This window comes from Eubacterium sp. BIOML-A2 (assembly GCF_009680135.1).
Lineage (GTDB): Bacteria > Bacillota > Clostridia > Lachnospirales > Lachnospiraceae > Faecalicatena > Faecalicatena contortus_B.
The window spans coordinates 36,710-54,339 of record NZ_WKZK01000002.1 but is presented as its reverse complement, the minus strand read 5'-3'; the positions used below and the strand labels follow the sequence as shown (position 1 = coordinate 54,339).

The 17,630-nt window shown below is 44.1% G+C and carries 9 protein-coding genes; all 9 read left to right on the top strand.

Annotated features, from left to right (window positions below):
* Position 1: 1 nt before the first annotated feature.
* The 9 genes from GKG43_RS00980 (at position 2) to GKG43_RS00940 (ending at position 17,605) form a co-directional block, all read left to right on the top strand.
* Positions 2 to 2,836 (top strand): ABC transporter permease, encoded by a 2,835-nt coding sequence (locus GKG43_RS00980; protein WP_243125798.1) that lies wholly within the window; start codon positions 2 to 4, stop codon positions 2,834 to 2,836.
* 994 nt (positions 2,837 to 3,830) lie between these two features.
* Positions 3,831 to 9,830 (top strand): DUF4011 domain-containing protein, encoded by a 6,000-nt coding sequence (locus tag GKG43_RS00975; RefSeq protein ID WP_129878365.1) that lies wholly within the window; start codon positions 3,831 to 3,833, stop codon positions 9,828 to 9,830.
* Between the two features lie 400 nt (positions 9,831 to 10,230).
* A complete protein-coding gene (locus GKG43_RS00970; protein WP_050640502.1) occupies positions 10,231 to 10,917 on the top strand; it encodes a FadR/GntR family transcriptional regulator in 687 nt (228 codons plus the stop codon).
* A gap of 345 nt (positions 10,918 to 11,262) precedes the next feature.
* Positions 11,263 to 12,627: an extracellular solute-binding protein gene (locus GKG43_RS00965; protein ID WP_050640501.1), complete on the top strand. Its 1,365-nt coding sequence runs from the start codon at positions 11,263 to 11,265 to the stop codon at positions 12,625 to 12,627.
* A 128-nt stretch (positions 12,628 to 12,755) separates the two neighbouring features.
* Positions 12,756 to 13,631: a sugar ABC transporter permease gene (locus GKG43_RS00960; protein ID WP_050640500.1), complete on the top strand. Its 876-nt coding sequence runs from the start codon at positions 12,756 to 12,758 to the stop codon at positions 13,629 to 13,631.
* 14 nt (positions 13,632 to 13,645) lie between these two features.
* Positions 13,646 to 14,476, top strand: coding sequence for a carbohydrate ABC transporter permease (locus GKG43_RS00955; protein WP_055153035.1), 831 nt, complete (start codon positions 13,646 to 13,648; stop codon positions 14,474 to 14,476).
* A 15-nt stretch (positions 14,477 to 14,491) separates the two neighbouring features.
* On the top strand, positions 14,492 to 15,742 hold the full coding sequence (locus GKG43_RS00950) for an alpha-L-fucosidase (RefSeq protein WP_055153716.1): 1,251 nt from the start codon (positions 14,492 to 14,494) through the stop codon (positions 15,740 to 15,742).
* 87 nt (positions 15,743 to 15,829) lie between these two features.
* The gene (locus GKG43_RS00945) at positions 15,830 to 16,654 is read left to right on the top strand and encodes a transketolase (RefSeq protein WP_050640498.1); all 825 of its coding nucleotides are present in this window, start codon (positions 15,830 to 15,832) and stop codon (positions 16,652 to 16,654) included.
* Positions 16,655 to 16,666: 12 nt separating this feature from the next.
* A complete protein-coding gene (locus GKG43_RS00940; RefSeq protein ID WP_129878363.1) occupies positions 16,667 to 17,605 on the top strand; it encodes a transketolase C-terminal domain-containing protein in 939 nt (312 codons plus the stop codon).
* Positions 17,606 to 17,630: the final 25 nt, after the last annotated feature.

The following is a 17,630-nucleotide window of genomic DNA, read 5'->3' as shown; positions in this document are numbered from 1 at the left end:
TATGGCAGGAAAAGGATTTACCCCGAATCAAAACAAACAGGTGGTTAAAATGCTTTCAAGAGAGATTGGCAAATTCAATAAGGGCAGAAACCGGATTCTCCTGGGAACGGTTATTTTGTGTATTGTTACGCTGACCATGGTATTTGGAATCTCATTCGGGAAGGTTCAGGCAGAATATACGAAGGCGGTAAGGGCGGCAGGAACCGCAGCATCAGTCTGCATCGAGAATGCAGACCAGTCTCAGTATGAGAAGGTTTGTTCCCTCCGTTATGTGAAACGGGCAGGAAGGTGTGTAACTCTGGGAGAGGCGGCTGACGGTAATCAGTATATCTGCAGGATTCAGGCGCTGGATGATGCGGCGTGGGAGGAGATTAGGAAACCGGCTTATACGGATATTCACGGACACTATCCAAAGGAAAAGCAGGAGATTATGCTTTCTGCCAGGTCGCTGAAAAGTCTGGGTATTGATCATCCGGAGATGGGGATGCGGATCGGTCTTACGGTAAGTATCGGACTGATCCGCACGGAACAGGAAGAATTCCGTCTCAGCGGCTGGTATACAGACTATGTGGGGGAGACGTCCAATTCGGCAGCGGGATATATAGCAGAGCAGAAAGTGGAGGACTGGGGGTATCATATCTGGGAAGAAGCAGATATTTTGATCTGCCAGTCTGATCATATGGACTGGCAGGAGACGGAAGAGCGTTTATATCAGGATGTCTCCCAAAAGGCGTCTGAAGCGAAGATTACCGCTGCCAATACTTATGCCCGCGATGCAGTCAGCCGGCTGGCAGGAGGGTATGGCATGGCCGCATTTGGCGCACTGCTTATCCTGGGCGGTATGTTTTTCCTGGTCCAAAATGTGATGCAGATCTCTATGGCAGGAGACATCCGCCAGATGGGGCTTTTAAATACAATCGGGACAACGAAAAAACAGATGCAAAGAATTTATTTGGGGCAGATTCTGAGAATCTTAATTCCAGGGGTGCTGGCAGGGACACTTCTGTCAGCCTTTGTTTTGCTGGCAGTGATACCGGAGATACTGGGGAACCAGTACTTAAGCGGATATGGAGGCGCGAGAGAACTGCAGATCTTCCGGCCGGGGCTTCTGGCGGCTTCCATCGTATTTACAGTGATGCTCACCATAAGCGCAGCGGCAGGAGTCATTCACCACATCGTAAATGTATCCTGTGTGGAGAGTATGAATTATACCGGTCTGATAAGAAACCGGCAAAAGAAGGCAAAATGGAGAAAGACAGAAACGAAGCGGGTACGAATAAAACATAAGAGGCGAAAAAGAAGCGCTGCCGGGGAACTGTGGTACATGGCATGGCAGAATCTGACCAGACATCGGGGAAGATTTTTACTGACGGTGTTTTCTCTGTTTCTTGGGATAGAAACCTTTCTGGGGGCTGTTGTTATTACTAGGGGCAGTGATTATGTGCATGTGATCGAGCAGCGTCCGGACTTTCTGATTGCCGGTGAATTCAGTGAGTGGGGGAAGGAACAGGGATACGGCAGGGAGTATAAATCGAGAGATGTGGGTGAAGATCCGATGCTGACAGAAGGGGATATCCTATACTTATTATATGGCAATTCCTATGATGAGTTTTCCCCCATTTCCTCAGCAGTCAGAGAAGCCTTATTAAGCCTTGACGGGGTGGATCAAGAGAAGTCATACATCATGGAAGGGGCTTATATGACTTCCACTATTTCCAGAAAAGGAGTGATGCCCTTACTGGATAAAAGAGATTCATTTAATGAAAACGCTCAGGTAATAGAAGGCGTCGGATATGGTGAAAACTATGCCATGATTGAAGGCGGGCTTGAAGATGTCGTCCAGATTCTGAGTGACGGGGAGATTGCCGCTCTGCGGCAGTATGTGGAGGACAATCAACTGCCGGTGGATATGGACAGCCTGGAAAATGGCACCGGCGTGATGATTCTCCATGATCATCAGCTTTCACCGAAACAGGAGAGGCTGGCAAAGGATAGCGTGGGAGAACCGCTGTATTTTACGACAATGCGGTCTAAGAAAGATTGGATGATTTGGAATCAGCTGAGTCCAAAGGAGAGAGACAGCGTAATAGAGGAAGAGGCGCTTGGAGGAAAACAGTCGGATATGTTTACTTTAAGCGGCTACCTGGATAACCGTGCAGAAGGATTTCCTGATATACGGCAGACGTGGCATGGGGCAGAGGGAATGGTTTATTATCTGATCAGCAGGGAGGGCTTTGAGAAGCTGCCTACGGAGAAAAAAACGCTTTATATGGAATTGAATGTGGATGAAAAAAAGGAGCCAAAAATAAAGACAGCGATTCAAAATATGATATCCCGGGAGAACCGGAGGCGGGAAAAGATGACAGGAACAGGAGCAGACGAGGAGAACGGGGAGGCAGGAATCTTCTGCATCAGCAAATCGGACCTGCTGGCAGAGGCGGCCAATTATATCAGAGGGAACCGGCTGATTCTTGGAAGCATCAGCGCAGTGTTATTATTTGCAGGGTTGACGAACTATTTTAATGTTATGATCACAGGAATATTGTCCAGGAAAAGAGAACTGGAGGTTATGGAAAGTGTAGGCATGACCCGGCGGCAGGAGCGAAGGATGCTGGCGGCGGAGGGGCTGTATTATTGCCTGATTGTGGCAGTTCTGATGTTGACGGTGGGAAGCGGGATCTTGAAGCTGATTTGTATTTATATGGAGCAGAGGCTTTCCTATTATGTGTTCAGATATCCGGTGGGATGGGGGATTGTACTGGTTGCCGGATTGGCGGGGATCTGCCTGGTTATACCGGAGATGATGTTTCGAAGGAAAAAAGTGTTTGATAGTTAACTGCAGAACAATTGAATTAGTGATGGCTGCATGGTAAAATAGCTTTGTATAATTGAAAAGAGGTCAGAGGATAGTCTGGTGGTTTCCTTCGGAAATAAACGAAGGAGGACATGTAGCATGAATACACTCGAAGTGTTGACATTAGTGCTGGTAATTTTTGCAGCATTAACCTACATAGATAATCATCATGATAAAAAATAGCTATCCTCTACTGCAATAGAGGATAGCTGGTAACTATAAATTACTACAGATATCCGAAGCGAAATCATTAGACAAGCGTAAGTCTTTTGATTACTTCTAAGTAAATTATACATAGGGTACTTGAATTTTTCAAGTACCCTCATTAAATTTTGGAAGAAATTCTGTAAACGGGTGTAACAGTTCAGGCAGATCTGAACTAATACGCATCGAGCACATTGAAATTCGCCTGCGGGGAATGGTGATGTGCGCTAGCAGCGCAAGTTTAGAACGGACTGAAGCAGAGCGGGAACAGGATGCCTCTTTCGTTCGGTCTGTGCAATAAATGTTCAGACCTGTCTTGGCTTTTGGTTGAATTCCAGCTATTAGTCGGATATAATATAGGTAAACCTATTTGCAAATATAGGAGCAACTTGAAATAGAGGTGTGAATATGTCCGAGTAAGAAAAGATTATACACTTGCCGATTGTAAAAAAGGAATGGGGGATTATCTATACCATTGACAATAGAAAGCTGATTATCACAGTAATTGATGCTGGGAGTCGCGGGCAGATATACAAAGGATTGTGATATTCACATTAAAAGTTTAAATTAAATTTTAATGGGCAGATTTTTTATTTTGTAAAAGTCTGCCCATCTTCTGCAGTATATGCAAAAGAATATAGAAGGGAAAAAATCAACCGGGGAGAAGTGAACCATTCGACAGCAGGCGCCTAATAGCTGGCGGAATTACCTCTGCCCGCCGATAGGTCGTTTTAAGGCTGATAAAAAATTATACTTTTGAGGAGAATATATTATGGAAGAGAACAAAAGTTTAAAGATATCCGCTCAGATCAATGATGTTTTTACATATGCCTTACAGCAGAATGGGCTGGAACTTATCAGGAGTATCCGTATTAAAAATACAACGGACGCAGAGATAGGTAACCTGGTTATCAGGATACACACAGATATAGAACTGACAGAACCCTATCAGCAGGCAGTAGAGATTTTGCAGGCAGGGGAGGAACTGGAGATTCGCAATCTGAAAATTCTGATCAAGGGAGAATACCTGGCATCATTGACTGAACGCGTTTCCGGGATCCTTTATATCGGTATTTTTCAGGGCGAAGATGAACTGGTATCAGAGAACCGGGATATCATTGCATTGGCTTATGATGAATGGCCGGGGCTCAGATATTTCCCGGATTTACTGGCCACATTCGTTACCCCGAACCATCCCGTTGTGACAGGACTTTTGCAGTCGGCATCTAAGTGGCTTGATAAGTGGACGGGCCGTCCATCTTTGGAAGGGTACCAAAGTCATGATCCGAACCGTGTGAAAATGATGGCGGCAGCAGCGTATGCTGCTATTCAGGAGAAAAATATAACTTATGCGGTACCGCCGTCCAGTTTTGAAGAAGTAGGTCAGCGTGTTCGTCTCTGTGAAGCCGTTATGGAGCAGCATCTGGGCACTTGCCTGGATATGACACTGCTTTACGTCTCTTGTCTGGAGGCAATGGGCCTGCACCCAATCATGGTTCTGATGAAGGGGCATATCTTTGCCGGCGTCTGGCTTGTAGAGGAATCCTTTGCGGATCCAATTGTAGATGATCCGTCCCAATTGGAGAAGCGGATGGCAAATGGGATACATGAGCTGCTTGTTGTTGAGTGTACAGCCATGTGCGCAGGGAAGAGCAATCATTTTGATACGGCAATTCAGATGGCTGTATATGCAGTTGGCAGTTATCCGGATTTTGTTTTTGCGATTGATATAATGCGTGCCAGAAGGAGCGGAGTCAGACCACTGCCTATCCGCATAAAAACGGATAAGGGGTACGTAGTAGAACATACGGAAAGGGAAGAATCGGGTGTGACCAGTGCGCCAAGCAGCCTGGGGGATACATTTGAATATAGCAATGCAAGGACAATTGAGCGGGTTACAAAACAAAAACAGTGGGAGCGGAAGCTTTTGGACATGAGCCTGCGCAACATGCTTATCAATATGCGTCTTACCAAAGCAGTAGTGCCCTTATTATCTGCATCGGTGGGGGTTCTGGAGGATGCCTTGGCTGACGGCGAAGAGTTTCAAGTACTTCCCCGTCCATTGGAATGGGACCTGAACAATGTGGACACCTTTAGCGCGGAGACAACCAATGTATTAGGGCCTTATGCAGATTTAATCGCATTGGAAAGCCGGCACCGAAGGCTGCATTCTATTTATTCGGAAAAGGAATTAAATGGCTGCCTAACCAGGATGTACCGTTCTGCAAAGACGTCAATGGAAGAAAATGGAGCCAGTACGCTGTATCTGGCACTAGGTCTTTTGCGCTGGTTTGAGGGAAAAAAGAGTACAACTCCCCGATATGCACCCATTATTTTAATTCCGATAGAAATCACCAGAAAATCAGCAAGCAAAGGGTATGTACTCCGTATGAGAGACGAAGATGCCCAGATAAATATTACACTGCTGGAATTTTTAAAGCAGAACTTTGACCTTGTAATTAATGGCCTCAGTCCCGTCCCTGTGGATGAACACGGCCTGGACATTGATAAGATATTTGCAGCTGTACGGCATGGGATCATGGATGAAACGATGTGGGATGTGATTGAGTCCGGTTTTATTGGTAATTTTTCTTTTTCACAGTTTGTAATGTGGAATGATATTCATAACAAAACAGAGTTCCTGGAAAGAAATAAAGTAGTGCGCAGCCTGATAAACGGCGCTGTCGACTGGGACTGCACAATACCGGAAAGCGTAGATACAGATGAAGCTTATCTGCCGGTTACAGCCGATTCTTCGCAGCTTCGTGCGATCAACATGGCTGCCGGCGGCGTCAGTTTTGTACTCCATGGGCCTCCGGGGACGGGAAAATCCCAGACGATTACCGCCATGATAGCCAATGCGCTTACAAAGGGAAAGACCGTTCTATTCGTTGCAGAAAAAATGGCAGCACTGGAAGTGGTGCAGAAACGCCTGGCAGCCTTAGGTATAGGGGATTTCTGCCTTGAATTACATTCCCAGAAGGCGGCTAAAAAAAGTGTGCTGGGTCAGTTAAAGCGCGGACTCGAACTTCATGCGCAGGGCGTGCGGACTGATTATGATAAAAAAATTGAAGATATACGCAGAATGAGAATGGATCTGGATGCTTATGTGCAGGCGCTTCATAAGCGCAGGGGATTTGGAAACAGTTTGCGCGAACTAATCGATATTTATGAATACATTCCGGATCATGGAAAGGAAGTTTACTTTGAGGATGCTTTTGTGTCAGGATTAGCCCAGAGCAGCTTGGATAATCATAGACATATTTTGGAACGATTGGTTGCCGCAGGGCGGGCTGTCGGGCATCCTCACGGACACCCTTTAATGGCAGTGCAGCAAATCGAATACAGTCAGAGTTTAAAAATAGAACTAACCAGAATTGTGTCGGCATATAAAGATGCATTGATAAATTATAAAAATGCTGCTTCAGCCTTTGCGGGAGTAATGGGACAGGCAATCCCTGTCAGCCGATCCGGGATGGAACAAATAAGAAGTTGTGCAAAGAGCGTCCGGTATGTGGAAAATATCCCGTCATTTCTGTTAAATGCTGACTTAATTGAACGAGTATTTGAAGCGCCGGATGAATTTCTGCAGAGAAAATATGCTTTGAGTCAAAAGACAGCAGTTTTCATGGGGAAATGGAATGAAAACTTCCTGAGGATGGATATGGAAAGTTTTCGCAGACGATTTGAAGAGGCCAATAAAAAATTCTTTGGCAAAGGGAAAGCACTTGCAGCTTTGACAGCGGAGCTCCAGGCATATGCAGACTTCCGGGTAGAGACTGATAAGATACCGGCACTGCTTACGGATGTCTCATTCTATCAACAGGAAGTAAAGGAAGTGGCAGAGTTAGAAAAAAATCTGCCTTCAGATTGGGGCGGGGTTGCACTAGAATTCGGTACACCTGCAGAATTCAGGAAGTATCAGGAAGAGATAACAGCGCAGATTGCAGCAATATCACCGTTTATGGAACAAATCCGGCAGCTTAAAGATTGTGACCAGTTAAATAACTGTCTAAAAAAGGCCGGAGAGGTAATTGCAAATTTCGATATACTTTTCAGGACAGAGACAGCAGCAAGAGAACTGCTCTTGCTGACATTTGATGAAACGGAAGAGGATTGGCCGGACAGCAGAATCGAACTTTGTAATAAACTGCTGGATAATGCCTCATCTATTAAAGACTGGATTATTTACCTTCAATCATCAGAAGAATGCAGACAGGCCGGGCTGTCTTCTATTTGTGACGCCTATGAGGAGGGCCTTGCTCATGAGGCAGTGCTGGATGTATACTTACGATCCATCTATAAGGCGATTGCCCTGTTGCTAATCCAGAAGGAACCGGTTCTAAACGGTTTTACAGGAACCGGATTCAATGAAAGAATTCTACAGTTTAAAAAGCTGGATCAGGAATTCATGGAATTGACAAAGGAAGAAATGTTTTATAGGCTGATCCATCAGCTGCCGGATGGCTATGAGTCAGTGGAGATGAGCAGGGAGCTGAATATACTCAGACGTGCAATCAGCAGTAATGGCAGAGGGCTTTCCATACGCGCATTATTTGAACAAATACCCCAAGCGTTAAGCCGGCTTTGTCCGTGTATGCTTATGAGTCCGATTTCTGTTGCCCAGTATTTAGCAGCAGACGGGAAGTTGTTTGATATTGTTGTATTTGATGAAGCTTCCCAGCTGCCCACTTGTAAAGCAGTTGGCGTTATGGCGCGTGGAGAAAATGTTGTAGTCGTAGGGGATCCGAATCAAATGCCGCCAACCAGCTTCTTTGCAGGAAGCACGGTGGACGAAGACAATTTGGATATCGAGGATCTTGACAGTATTCTGGATGACTGCCTTGCCCTCGGAATGCCGCAGGCCTATCTGAAATGGCATTATCGCAGCAAACATGAGAGCTTGATTACATTTAGCAATCAGGAGTTTTATGAAAACCATATGCTGACTTTCCCGTCCGTAAATGATCGGGAGCAAAGAGTAAGTATGAAGAAGGTGGATGGCTTCTTTGATCGGGGAAAGAGCCGTGTAAATGAAGCAGAGGCCCGCGCAATCGTAAAGGAAATCAAACGCCGTTATGAGAACTCTGCTTTACGTGAATTGACGATAGGGGTTGTTACCTTTAATATAAATCAACAGACACTGATCGAGGATCTTTTGCAGGAGGAATTTCGCAAAGATGATAAATTCGACATATGGGCAAGCCAGGGGGATGAACCGCTTTTTGTTAAGAACCTGGAAAATGTTCAGGGGGATGAAAGGGACATTATTTTGTTTTCTGTATCCTTTGGCCCGGATGCAGAAGGAAAGCTAACGATGAATTTCGGACCGCTGAACAAAGAAGGCGGCTGGAAGCGCCTGAATGTTGCTGTATCGAGGGCAAGATGTGAAATGGTTGTATTCACTACACTGACCTCTGACATGATAGACTTAAAGCGTACAAAATCAAAAGGGGTAGAGGCCTTAAAGAATTTTTTGGAGTTTGCGGAAAAGGGCAGGATGCAGATAAAGAATACGGGCAGCCAGACACGGAAAAAACAGGGGATCAGGGAGCGTATTTGCCAGAAGCTTAACGAGGCGGGATACCAGTGCCAGACAGATGTTGGCCGTTCCGATTTTAAGGTGGATATTGCAGTTGTAAATCCTTATAATAATGAGGAATACTTAATCGGCATCATGCTAGACGGGGACTCCTATCGGCAATCAGCCAACACGAAGGATCGCGAAGTGGCCCAGATAAATGTTTTAAAGGGGCTGGGCTGGGAACTTTATCGTATCTGGACGATGGACTGGTGGGAGAATCGAGAAAAAGAAATTTCAAGACTTTTGAATTTTCTCGAGAAGAGAAAGCAGGAGGAATCTGAGGCAGCCATTAAGAAAAGGGCTGTCCAGGCAGAAATGCTGAATGCTCTGGAAGGGGGAAATGATGCAAACGTGGCAGACGCCAAAGCGGAGTCAACAGAGGAGGTTCTGCAGGGAGAGACTGTCAAACAGGAAGATAAAGAACATGCAGGAAGTGTTCTGTCTGAGGTGAACACTGTTCCTGGTGACAATGTGAAAGAGAGTGAGATCGAACCTCCTGTATTTTCAGCGGAAGTAAAGTTTGTTCAAAATGATTTAATGGCCGACGAACCTTCACAGATGATTGCAGTAAAAGCAGAAGAAAAGACGGAATCTTTCGACAGTATACATTCAGAAAGATATGAATGCATAGAATATGAGTCCGCGAATGTAGCGATCACACCAATTACCACAGCGGCATATGCTGCGAAGGATTCTATGAAACTTATTGAGGAGAAAATGAACGATATTCTGGACAAAGAGGCGCCAATTTCTTATGAGCGTCTGCTCAAAAAGACGCTTCGGGGATTTGAGATTGGCAGAGCGAGTGCACAGACAATCGAAGCCACCGATAAAGTAATAAAAAAAATGTCCTTAAAGGCAAACAGACAAAACGGCATGAAATTCTATTGGAAAGAGGGACAGAATCCGGAGTCATATAATCTCTATCGTATAGATGTGAATGCGGATGATAAACGCACGCCGGCCGACATCTGCCAACAGGAATTGAAGAATGCTGTTTGTAAGACATTACAGGAGAAGGGGGCACTGGCGAAAGACGACCTGATCCGTGATACAATCAGGACGATGGGATATGCACGAAGCGGGGCGGCACTAATAGAGGCGGTAGACAGAGGTCTTAAATTCGGCCGGAAGACAGGCGAAATCGTGCAGACAGAGGAAAAGAAATTCGTGTTATCGGAGGAATAAAAGAATTCGGGAGTTAGTGACGCGCTTTAGTCGCGGTACGGATGGGGACGCTCCATGAAGGGATAGCCGAAAGCCTCCCCGTCCGTCGACAAGGCTGATCCTTGTGCGAAGCCTTTGCCTGGACGCAGGAGTCGTATCACGGAGAAATCCCAGCCGCGGTGATGGCGGCCTACCAGGAGAACCTTCTGCATAAGCTGCTGGGGCATTTGACTACAGCGGGGATGTGGTATTCTTTAAGTAATTGAATTCAATGATTGACAATTGAAGTGAAATCATCAATAATAGTGTTAGCTGTATTACAGCATACAAGAATCAAATGCATTCAATTAAAATCCCGACCCAATCTGGATTTATTATATGCATGACGAATAAAAAATTATGGAATATGGGAGGTAGCAGGATGGGGATTAAGCCGATAAAAAGGGTTAATGTAGGTGAACAAGTATTATTACAGCTAAAGAAGATGCTGATTGATGGAGAGTGGGCGCCTGGAAGCAAAATTCCATCAGAAAATGAATTGGCGGAGCTGTTTGAAGTAAGCAGGATTACTGTACGGCAAGCTTTGCAGAAGCTGAATGCGCTGGGATTGATCGAAACAAGGCTTGGGGATGGTTCATATGTCAGGAATCTTGATATCGGAGATAGCATGAATGCTTTGATACCTGTTATGTATTTAGGAGACCAGTCAGATGCGCAGGTGTTTGAATTCAGGCAGATCATTGAAACAGGCTGCACAAAGCTGGCTGTGAACCGTGCAACGAAAAAAGATATCGAAGAACTAAAGATTATTTTAGCAGAAATGGTGAGCTGCAAAGATAATTCTGATATCAAAGGTTTTAGCAAGGCAGATTTAAAATTTCATTTTAAGATCGCCCAAATTACCAGAAATGCTCTTTTCATAAAAACAAATAGTATTTTGCAGGATGTTTTGGAGCAGTCAATGGATACTGTAATTGATAAAATGGGATTTGAGAACGGTATTTATTATCATCAGCAGATTATAAGAGCATTTGAAAACCGTAATGAGGAAGAGGCGGTAAAAATGATGAATGCACACATTGAAAAGAATTATGAATATTTCAATTGAAAGAGAAACCGAATACTAACAAAAATGGATTGTGCAATATGCCAAAAAATAGATTTGATAAAATAAATATATTGAAAAAAATGATAGTGTATGTTATATTTTACTCATACCTGTAATACAAGTATCAGCTAACAACAATCAAATAACAGATTGGTGTTCTGGAGCTATCGGTTCAAACGTTTGGCAGACTTATTGGTGAGAGTTTCACGGAAGGGAGGAGATGCTTTTAGAGAAGGGAGAGATGTTTACAGAGACATGCAGATGATCTGAGTAAAGGTAACAGTTCGGGATAGCCGGAACTGTTGCGAGTTAGGGCACTTTTTAAAGGAAAAGGAGGAGAATATAATGAAAAAAAGAATGAGACGTATTGTAGCTTGTCTTCTGTCAGTCTCCGTATTAGTCGGGCTGTGCGCATGCGGAAGCGGAAAAAAAGAGGAAAAAGCGCAGGGAGATATTGCGGATGCAGGATATGACATTGATGCAATGGAAGTAGAAGAAACAACTGTAAAATTATATCATCGTATCAATGCTGACGGCGGAGATGCGGAGAGTGAGTATTTTATTGATAAGGTGAATGAGTGGAATGAATCCGATAATGGCATTACAATCGAACCGATTTTTATTATGAAAGAAAATGACTACCTCGACAGGCTTTCAACAGATCTTGCATCAGGAGACGCACCAGACATCTTTATGCAGTATGGTGGAACCAACTGCCTGGACTATGTAGAATCTGACATTGTATTAAACCTTGAACCATATTTTGAAGCTGATCCGGATTGGTACAATGGGATTGTAAAAGCAAATTGGAATATGGTCGATTATGGAAGATATGGGCATGAAGGTCTTTACGGTGCGCCATGGTCAGCATTTGAACTTCTTTTATACTATAACGAGGAATATTTAGAGAAATGTAATCTGGAAGTCCCCAAGAGCTGGGAGGAACTTGTAAACTGCTGTGAAGTGCTGAAGAACAATGGTTATCAGCCTTTTATGGTAGGAGAATCTGATAATTACCGGTATGGGCATCTCTTGAGTGCGATGGCGGTAAAGTCATATGGACCAGATTTTGAAAATGAGCTGGCAGAAAGAAAGTTTACATATGAAAGTCCTGAAATCGTCAGTCTGATTCAGGAGATTAAAAATATGCAGGACAAAGGATACTTTGGAGAAAATGTTTTAAGTGTTGACGTAAATGCAGAACGTTCTTATTTTGGCGCAGGTGACTGTGCATTCATGATCGACTTATCCAGGGGCGGGGCATTGCTGTCTGATTCCGAGTGCTTTAAAAAGCAGACAATCCATGCGACTAAGATACCATACTTTGATGCTCAATATGAAACGGCCAATATGGGAGGCGCTTCTCAGAACTATTTTATCTGTACAATGAATAAATCAGTAAACCAGATTAAAGCTTCCTTAAAAGTGGTGAAATGGCTGACAAGCCAGGAGTTTGTTGATGGTTTGGTAAAAGAGTATGCGAATACATATTCCGTAATTCCATCAGAAGGCATTATTGATAATTACATGTTTGAGGAGTGTAATGAGCTGATGTCCCAAACAGAGGCCTATGTTGCGGAACTGGCGCAGGCGAGTACGAATACGGCGGAACTCACAGTTGTAAGAAATGCCCTCCAGCTATTGGGAAGCGGTTCATCAGCCGAAGAGGTAAGCAAAGAGATTATGGATAACCTGGCAAATTACGAATAAGAAGAGAAAGGGCCTCCATGAAAAGTGTGGCTGCATGGCAGAAATGGAGGTCCTCTTTATAAAGAATTTGAATTGTGATATCCATTCCGGCTTCATTGGCTGAATGTATTCATATGAGGAGGAAAAGTATGAAAAGAAAGGACTACTGGATTGCTGCTGTGTTTTTACTTCCGGCAATTTCGCTTCTTGTTATATTTGTAATATATCCTATTATCAGTAATGCCATATTATCATTTCAGTCCTGGAATGGGATATTTAGTGTTAAAAAGTCTTATGTTGGTATAGAAAACTACAGATTCATATTTTCGGATAAAACGTTTTGGCGTTCACTGGGAAACGCAGGGATATTTCTTATAGTGGGCTTCTTTATACAGATGCCGCTATCATATGGCCTGGCTCTTCTGGTAACATCCAAGATCAGGGGAAAAAACCTTTTCAGAACCGTCTATTATCTTCCGGTAATTCTGGGGACTACGATCGTTGCTGTTATGTGGAAGAATCTTATTAACCCAAACTATGGGGCTATTATGGAGATTATTCGTAACCTGGGCCTGCAGTCTATGGATTTTGACTGGCTGAACACCCCGGGGCTAAATGTATGGATTGTCGCGTTAGTAAACTGCTGGAAGTCGGCTGCCTATAATATGCTGATTTTCTGTTCCGGCCTGGTGACAATTCCGGAAGCATTGAATGAGGCGGCAGTTATAGACGGCTGCTCGGCATGGCAGAGAATCCGCTATATAACGCTTCCTTTATGTAAAAATTCTTTTAAGGTCTATTCAATCTTATGTATTACAGGCTGTATCAAGCAATTTGATATGATTTGGGCTATGACAGGCGGAGGTCCGAATGCGGCCAGTTCCACCCCTGGAATCCTGCTGTATTTAAATGCCTATTCCTTTAAGCTGATGGGGCGCAGTGCAGCGATCGCAATGATACTCTTGATACTGGGAGTCGTTTTAAGTATCTGCTGCAACAAGATATTTAAGCAGGAAGAATATTGAAAGGGGGTATAAGGGTGAAAAGAAGAAGTTGGAAAAAACTGATATTATATGCAATAGCCGGAGTCTGGCTTCTTGCGACAATTATTCCATTACTGTATGTATTTATTTCGTCATTTAAGACAAATGATGAGATGTACCGAAGCGCATTGAATCTGCCGACACACTGGAAAATAGAAAATTATGTGGTGGCGAATGAGTTGGGACATTCCTTCCGTTCCATTGGGAATTCACTGCTTGTGGCATTGTCAACAACAGTAATAGAAGTAATCGTAGCAATGATGGCGGCCTATGCGATTTCAAGGAAAAGACATATTTTCTTTGCGAGACATGCTTACATGCTATTTGTGGTAGGAGTCATGGTACCGATCCATTCAACATTGATTCCGATATCATCTATGGCGGCAAGCTGGGGGCTGAAAAATAATTTTGCTTACCTTGTTTTAGTTTATGTATGCTTTAACCTTGCACAGGGAATTTTTCTGTTCACCGGATTTCTGGACTCTGTCAGCAGAGAGATTGATGAGGCAGCTATCATAGATGGGTGCAGTGATTTTCGGTTATTACGCTCTGTTTTACTGCCAATATGTAAGCCGATCATTGCTACAGAAGCGATTTTCTCTTTTATCTATGCATACGGCGAACTTGTTTTCTCACTTACGCTGATTTCTGATCCGGCCAAGTATACAGTTCCAAGGGCGATGCTGTCCTTTTGGGGAGAATTCTCGGCGCAGATGGGACCGCAGTACGCTTTTATTATTTTATCGGTTATTCCAGTCATTATTATATATGTATTATTCCATAATCAAATCCAGAGCGGCGTCATGTCCGGCGCAGTTAAAGGGTAGAAGGAGGAAAGGAAAATGACAAGAGATCATTGGTTTAAGGACGCTAAATACGGATTATTTATTCATTGGGGAATTTATTCCATGCTTGGAGGCGTCTATAAAGGGGAAAAGATTCCGTATGGGGCAGAATGGATTATGAAAAATGCGGAAATTCCTCTTCAGGAATATCGGAAGCTGGCAGAAACTTTTACCCCTGTGGATTTTGACGCAGAGGATATTGTACGAAAAGCAAAAAAGTGGGGGATGAAGTATATTGTATTTACAGCAAAGCACCACGACGGATTTGCAATGTACCATTCAGAAGTTTCTGATTATAACATTATGAACACGCCGTTTCGACGGGATCCATTGAAAGAGCTGGCAGAAGAATGCCGAAAACAGGGAATGATACTAGGCATTTACTACTCTCAGATGCAGGACTGGGAAGATGAAAATGGATGGGGGAACGAATGGGATTTCAAGCCGGATAAAGAGAAGGATTTTGAAAAATATTTCTATAATAAAGTAAAACCACAGGTGAAAGAGCTGCTTACGAATTATGGAGAGGTAGGAATTATGTGGTTTGATACTCCATATGTGATGCCGGTTCATCTATGTGAGGAACTGAGGGCGTATACAAAGAGCCTGCAGCCAGACTGCCTGGTTAACGGGCGGATAGGGTATAAACTGGGCGACTACAGACAGATGTCGGATAATGAAATCCCGGTTCTTTCTTTCCCGGGTGACTGGGAGACTCCAATGACCCTGAATGATACATGGGGGTACTCCAGGGTAGATCATAACTGGAAGAGCGCTTCAGATGTGCTGTATAAATTGGTAGACGTAGTAGGAAAAGGCGGGAACCTGTTATTAAATATCGGGCCGGACGAGAAGGGGAAGGTTCCGGAAGGCAGTTGTAAAGTACTGGATGAAGCAGGCCGGTGGCTTGACCTCAATGGCGAAAGTATCTATAAGTGCAATTTAAATATGGACTTTCAGTATGAAATAAGCTGGGGGAGAGTAACCGGCAATGACAGCAAGATGTTTTTACATGTATTTAAATACCCCGAATTTCCGTATGAAATTCTTATTACCGGCTTAAAAACAAAGATAAAGAAAGTAATGATCTTAGACAATCGTGAAGAGCTGCAGTTTTTCCAAAGCTATGAGCCGGCGAGGGACGAATACAGATTCAGGGTTCTTTTGCCCAAGAATGGGAAGCTGGATAAGGATCTTGTTCTCTGTGCGGAATATGAGGGGGAGATTGAAATACAAAAATTAGAATAACGGTAACTTTTCAATAAAGGGCTGTACAGTCCGTACAAAAAATGTAAGATACGAAAGTATTGATGATCTTTAAAAGGGGGTTTGAAAATGAAATACAGTGAAGAGCTGATTAGCAGGCTTACTGAACAAGCAAAAGTATTAAGGCGTGATGTAATTATCAGTATGGGAATCGGGGTTGCGGGGCATATCGGAGGCTCCAATTCATCAGCAGATATTGTGGCGGCACTTTATTTTTATAAGATGCATTATGACAGCAGGAATCCGAAAATGAAGGATAGGGACAGATTCTTGCTTAGCAAAGGACATGTGGCTATTCTGCAGTATGCGGCTTTGGCTGAAGCGGGATTTTTCCCGGTGGAAGATCTAAAGAATACGAAAGAGATCGGTTCTTATCTGCAGGGGCATCCGGATGTCAGAAAGACACCCGGAATAGAGGCCGGAACCGGCTCGCTCGGGCAGGGGCTGTCGATTGGGCTTGGAATGGCCCTTGGGCTGAAAGCAGACAGCATAGACCGGAATGTATACGTACTGATTGGGGATGGTGAACTGGCAGAAGGGCAGATATGGGAAGCTGCAATGGCAGCAGGCTTTTATAAAGCGGATAATCTGATTGCGATTGTAGATAAGAACAACCTGCAGGCAAACGGCATCGTAAGAGAACGCATGGACTCCAATCCTCTGCCGGATAAATGGAAAAGCTTCGGCTGGAATGTACTGGAGATTGATGGCCATAATATGGTGGAAATTCTTACTGCCCTGGATGAAGCCGATCTGGAACGAGAACGGCCTACGGTGATCATTGCCAATACAGTTAAGGGAAAAGGCATCAGTTTTGCAGAAAATGTTGTTGGTTACCATAATGGAATGCTGACAGCTGAGACTTACGGGCAGGCATTAGAAGAACTGGCATAGAGGAGGATGGCTATGAGCTGTAAAAATCAAAGGATTGCTTATGGAGAAGCGTTAGTGGAGCTTGGAAGAGAGAATAAGAACATTGTAGTGCTGGATGCAGATTTGGGCGGGTCCACAATGGGAAAGATGTTTGAAAAAGAATTTCCGGACAGGCATTATGAGATGGGCATTGCGGAGGCTAACATGACATCGGTTGCAGCAGGATTAGCACAGACAGGGAAGATACCATTTACCAATTCTTTCGCTGTGTTTGCTGCAGGGCGGGCATTTGACCAGATCCGCCAGACCATTGCCATTGGGAATCTGAATGTTAAAATCTGTGGTTCCTCTTCGGGACTCTCCGATTTTGGCGACGGAGCGACTCATCAGGCGGTTGAGGATCTTGCAATTATGAGGGCGATTCCGAATATGACCGTCATCTCACCGGCAGATGCCAATGAGACAAAATCTGCCGTAAAGGCAGTTACTGAAATGGAAGGCCCATGTTATATCAGACTGAATCGAAATGACTACGAAAATGTAACGGAAGAGGGCGTGGAGTTTAAAATTGGCGAGCCCACAGTTTTAAAAGAGGGAACCCAGGTGGTGGTTTTTGCTACCGGATATATGGTTGGGCTTGCAATGCAGGCGGCAAGGGAACTTGAGGATCGTATCTCTGTGAAGGTGGTCAATGTCAGTACCATAAAGCCTATGGATGCCAATGCAGTGATTCAGATTACAAAAGGCTGCAAAGGCGTAGTTACGGCAGAAGAACACAGCATCGTCGGCGGACTGGGGAGTGCCATTGCCGAGGTACTAAAAAAAGAATGCATCCCAATAGAATTTGTAGGAATAGAAGACACTTTTGGATGCAGCGCGCATAATTACCAGGACGTACTTGCATATCATGGGCTTACAAAAGAGCATATTATAACAGTGGTTGAGGAGATGGATATACAGGCAGCAGGGTAGATGCATACAAAAATATGGTTCAATG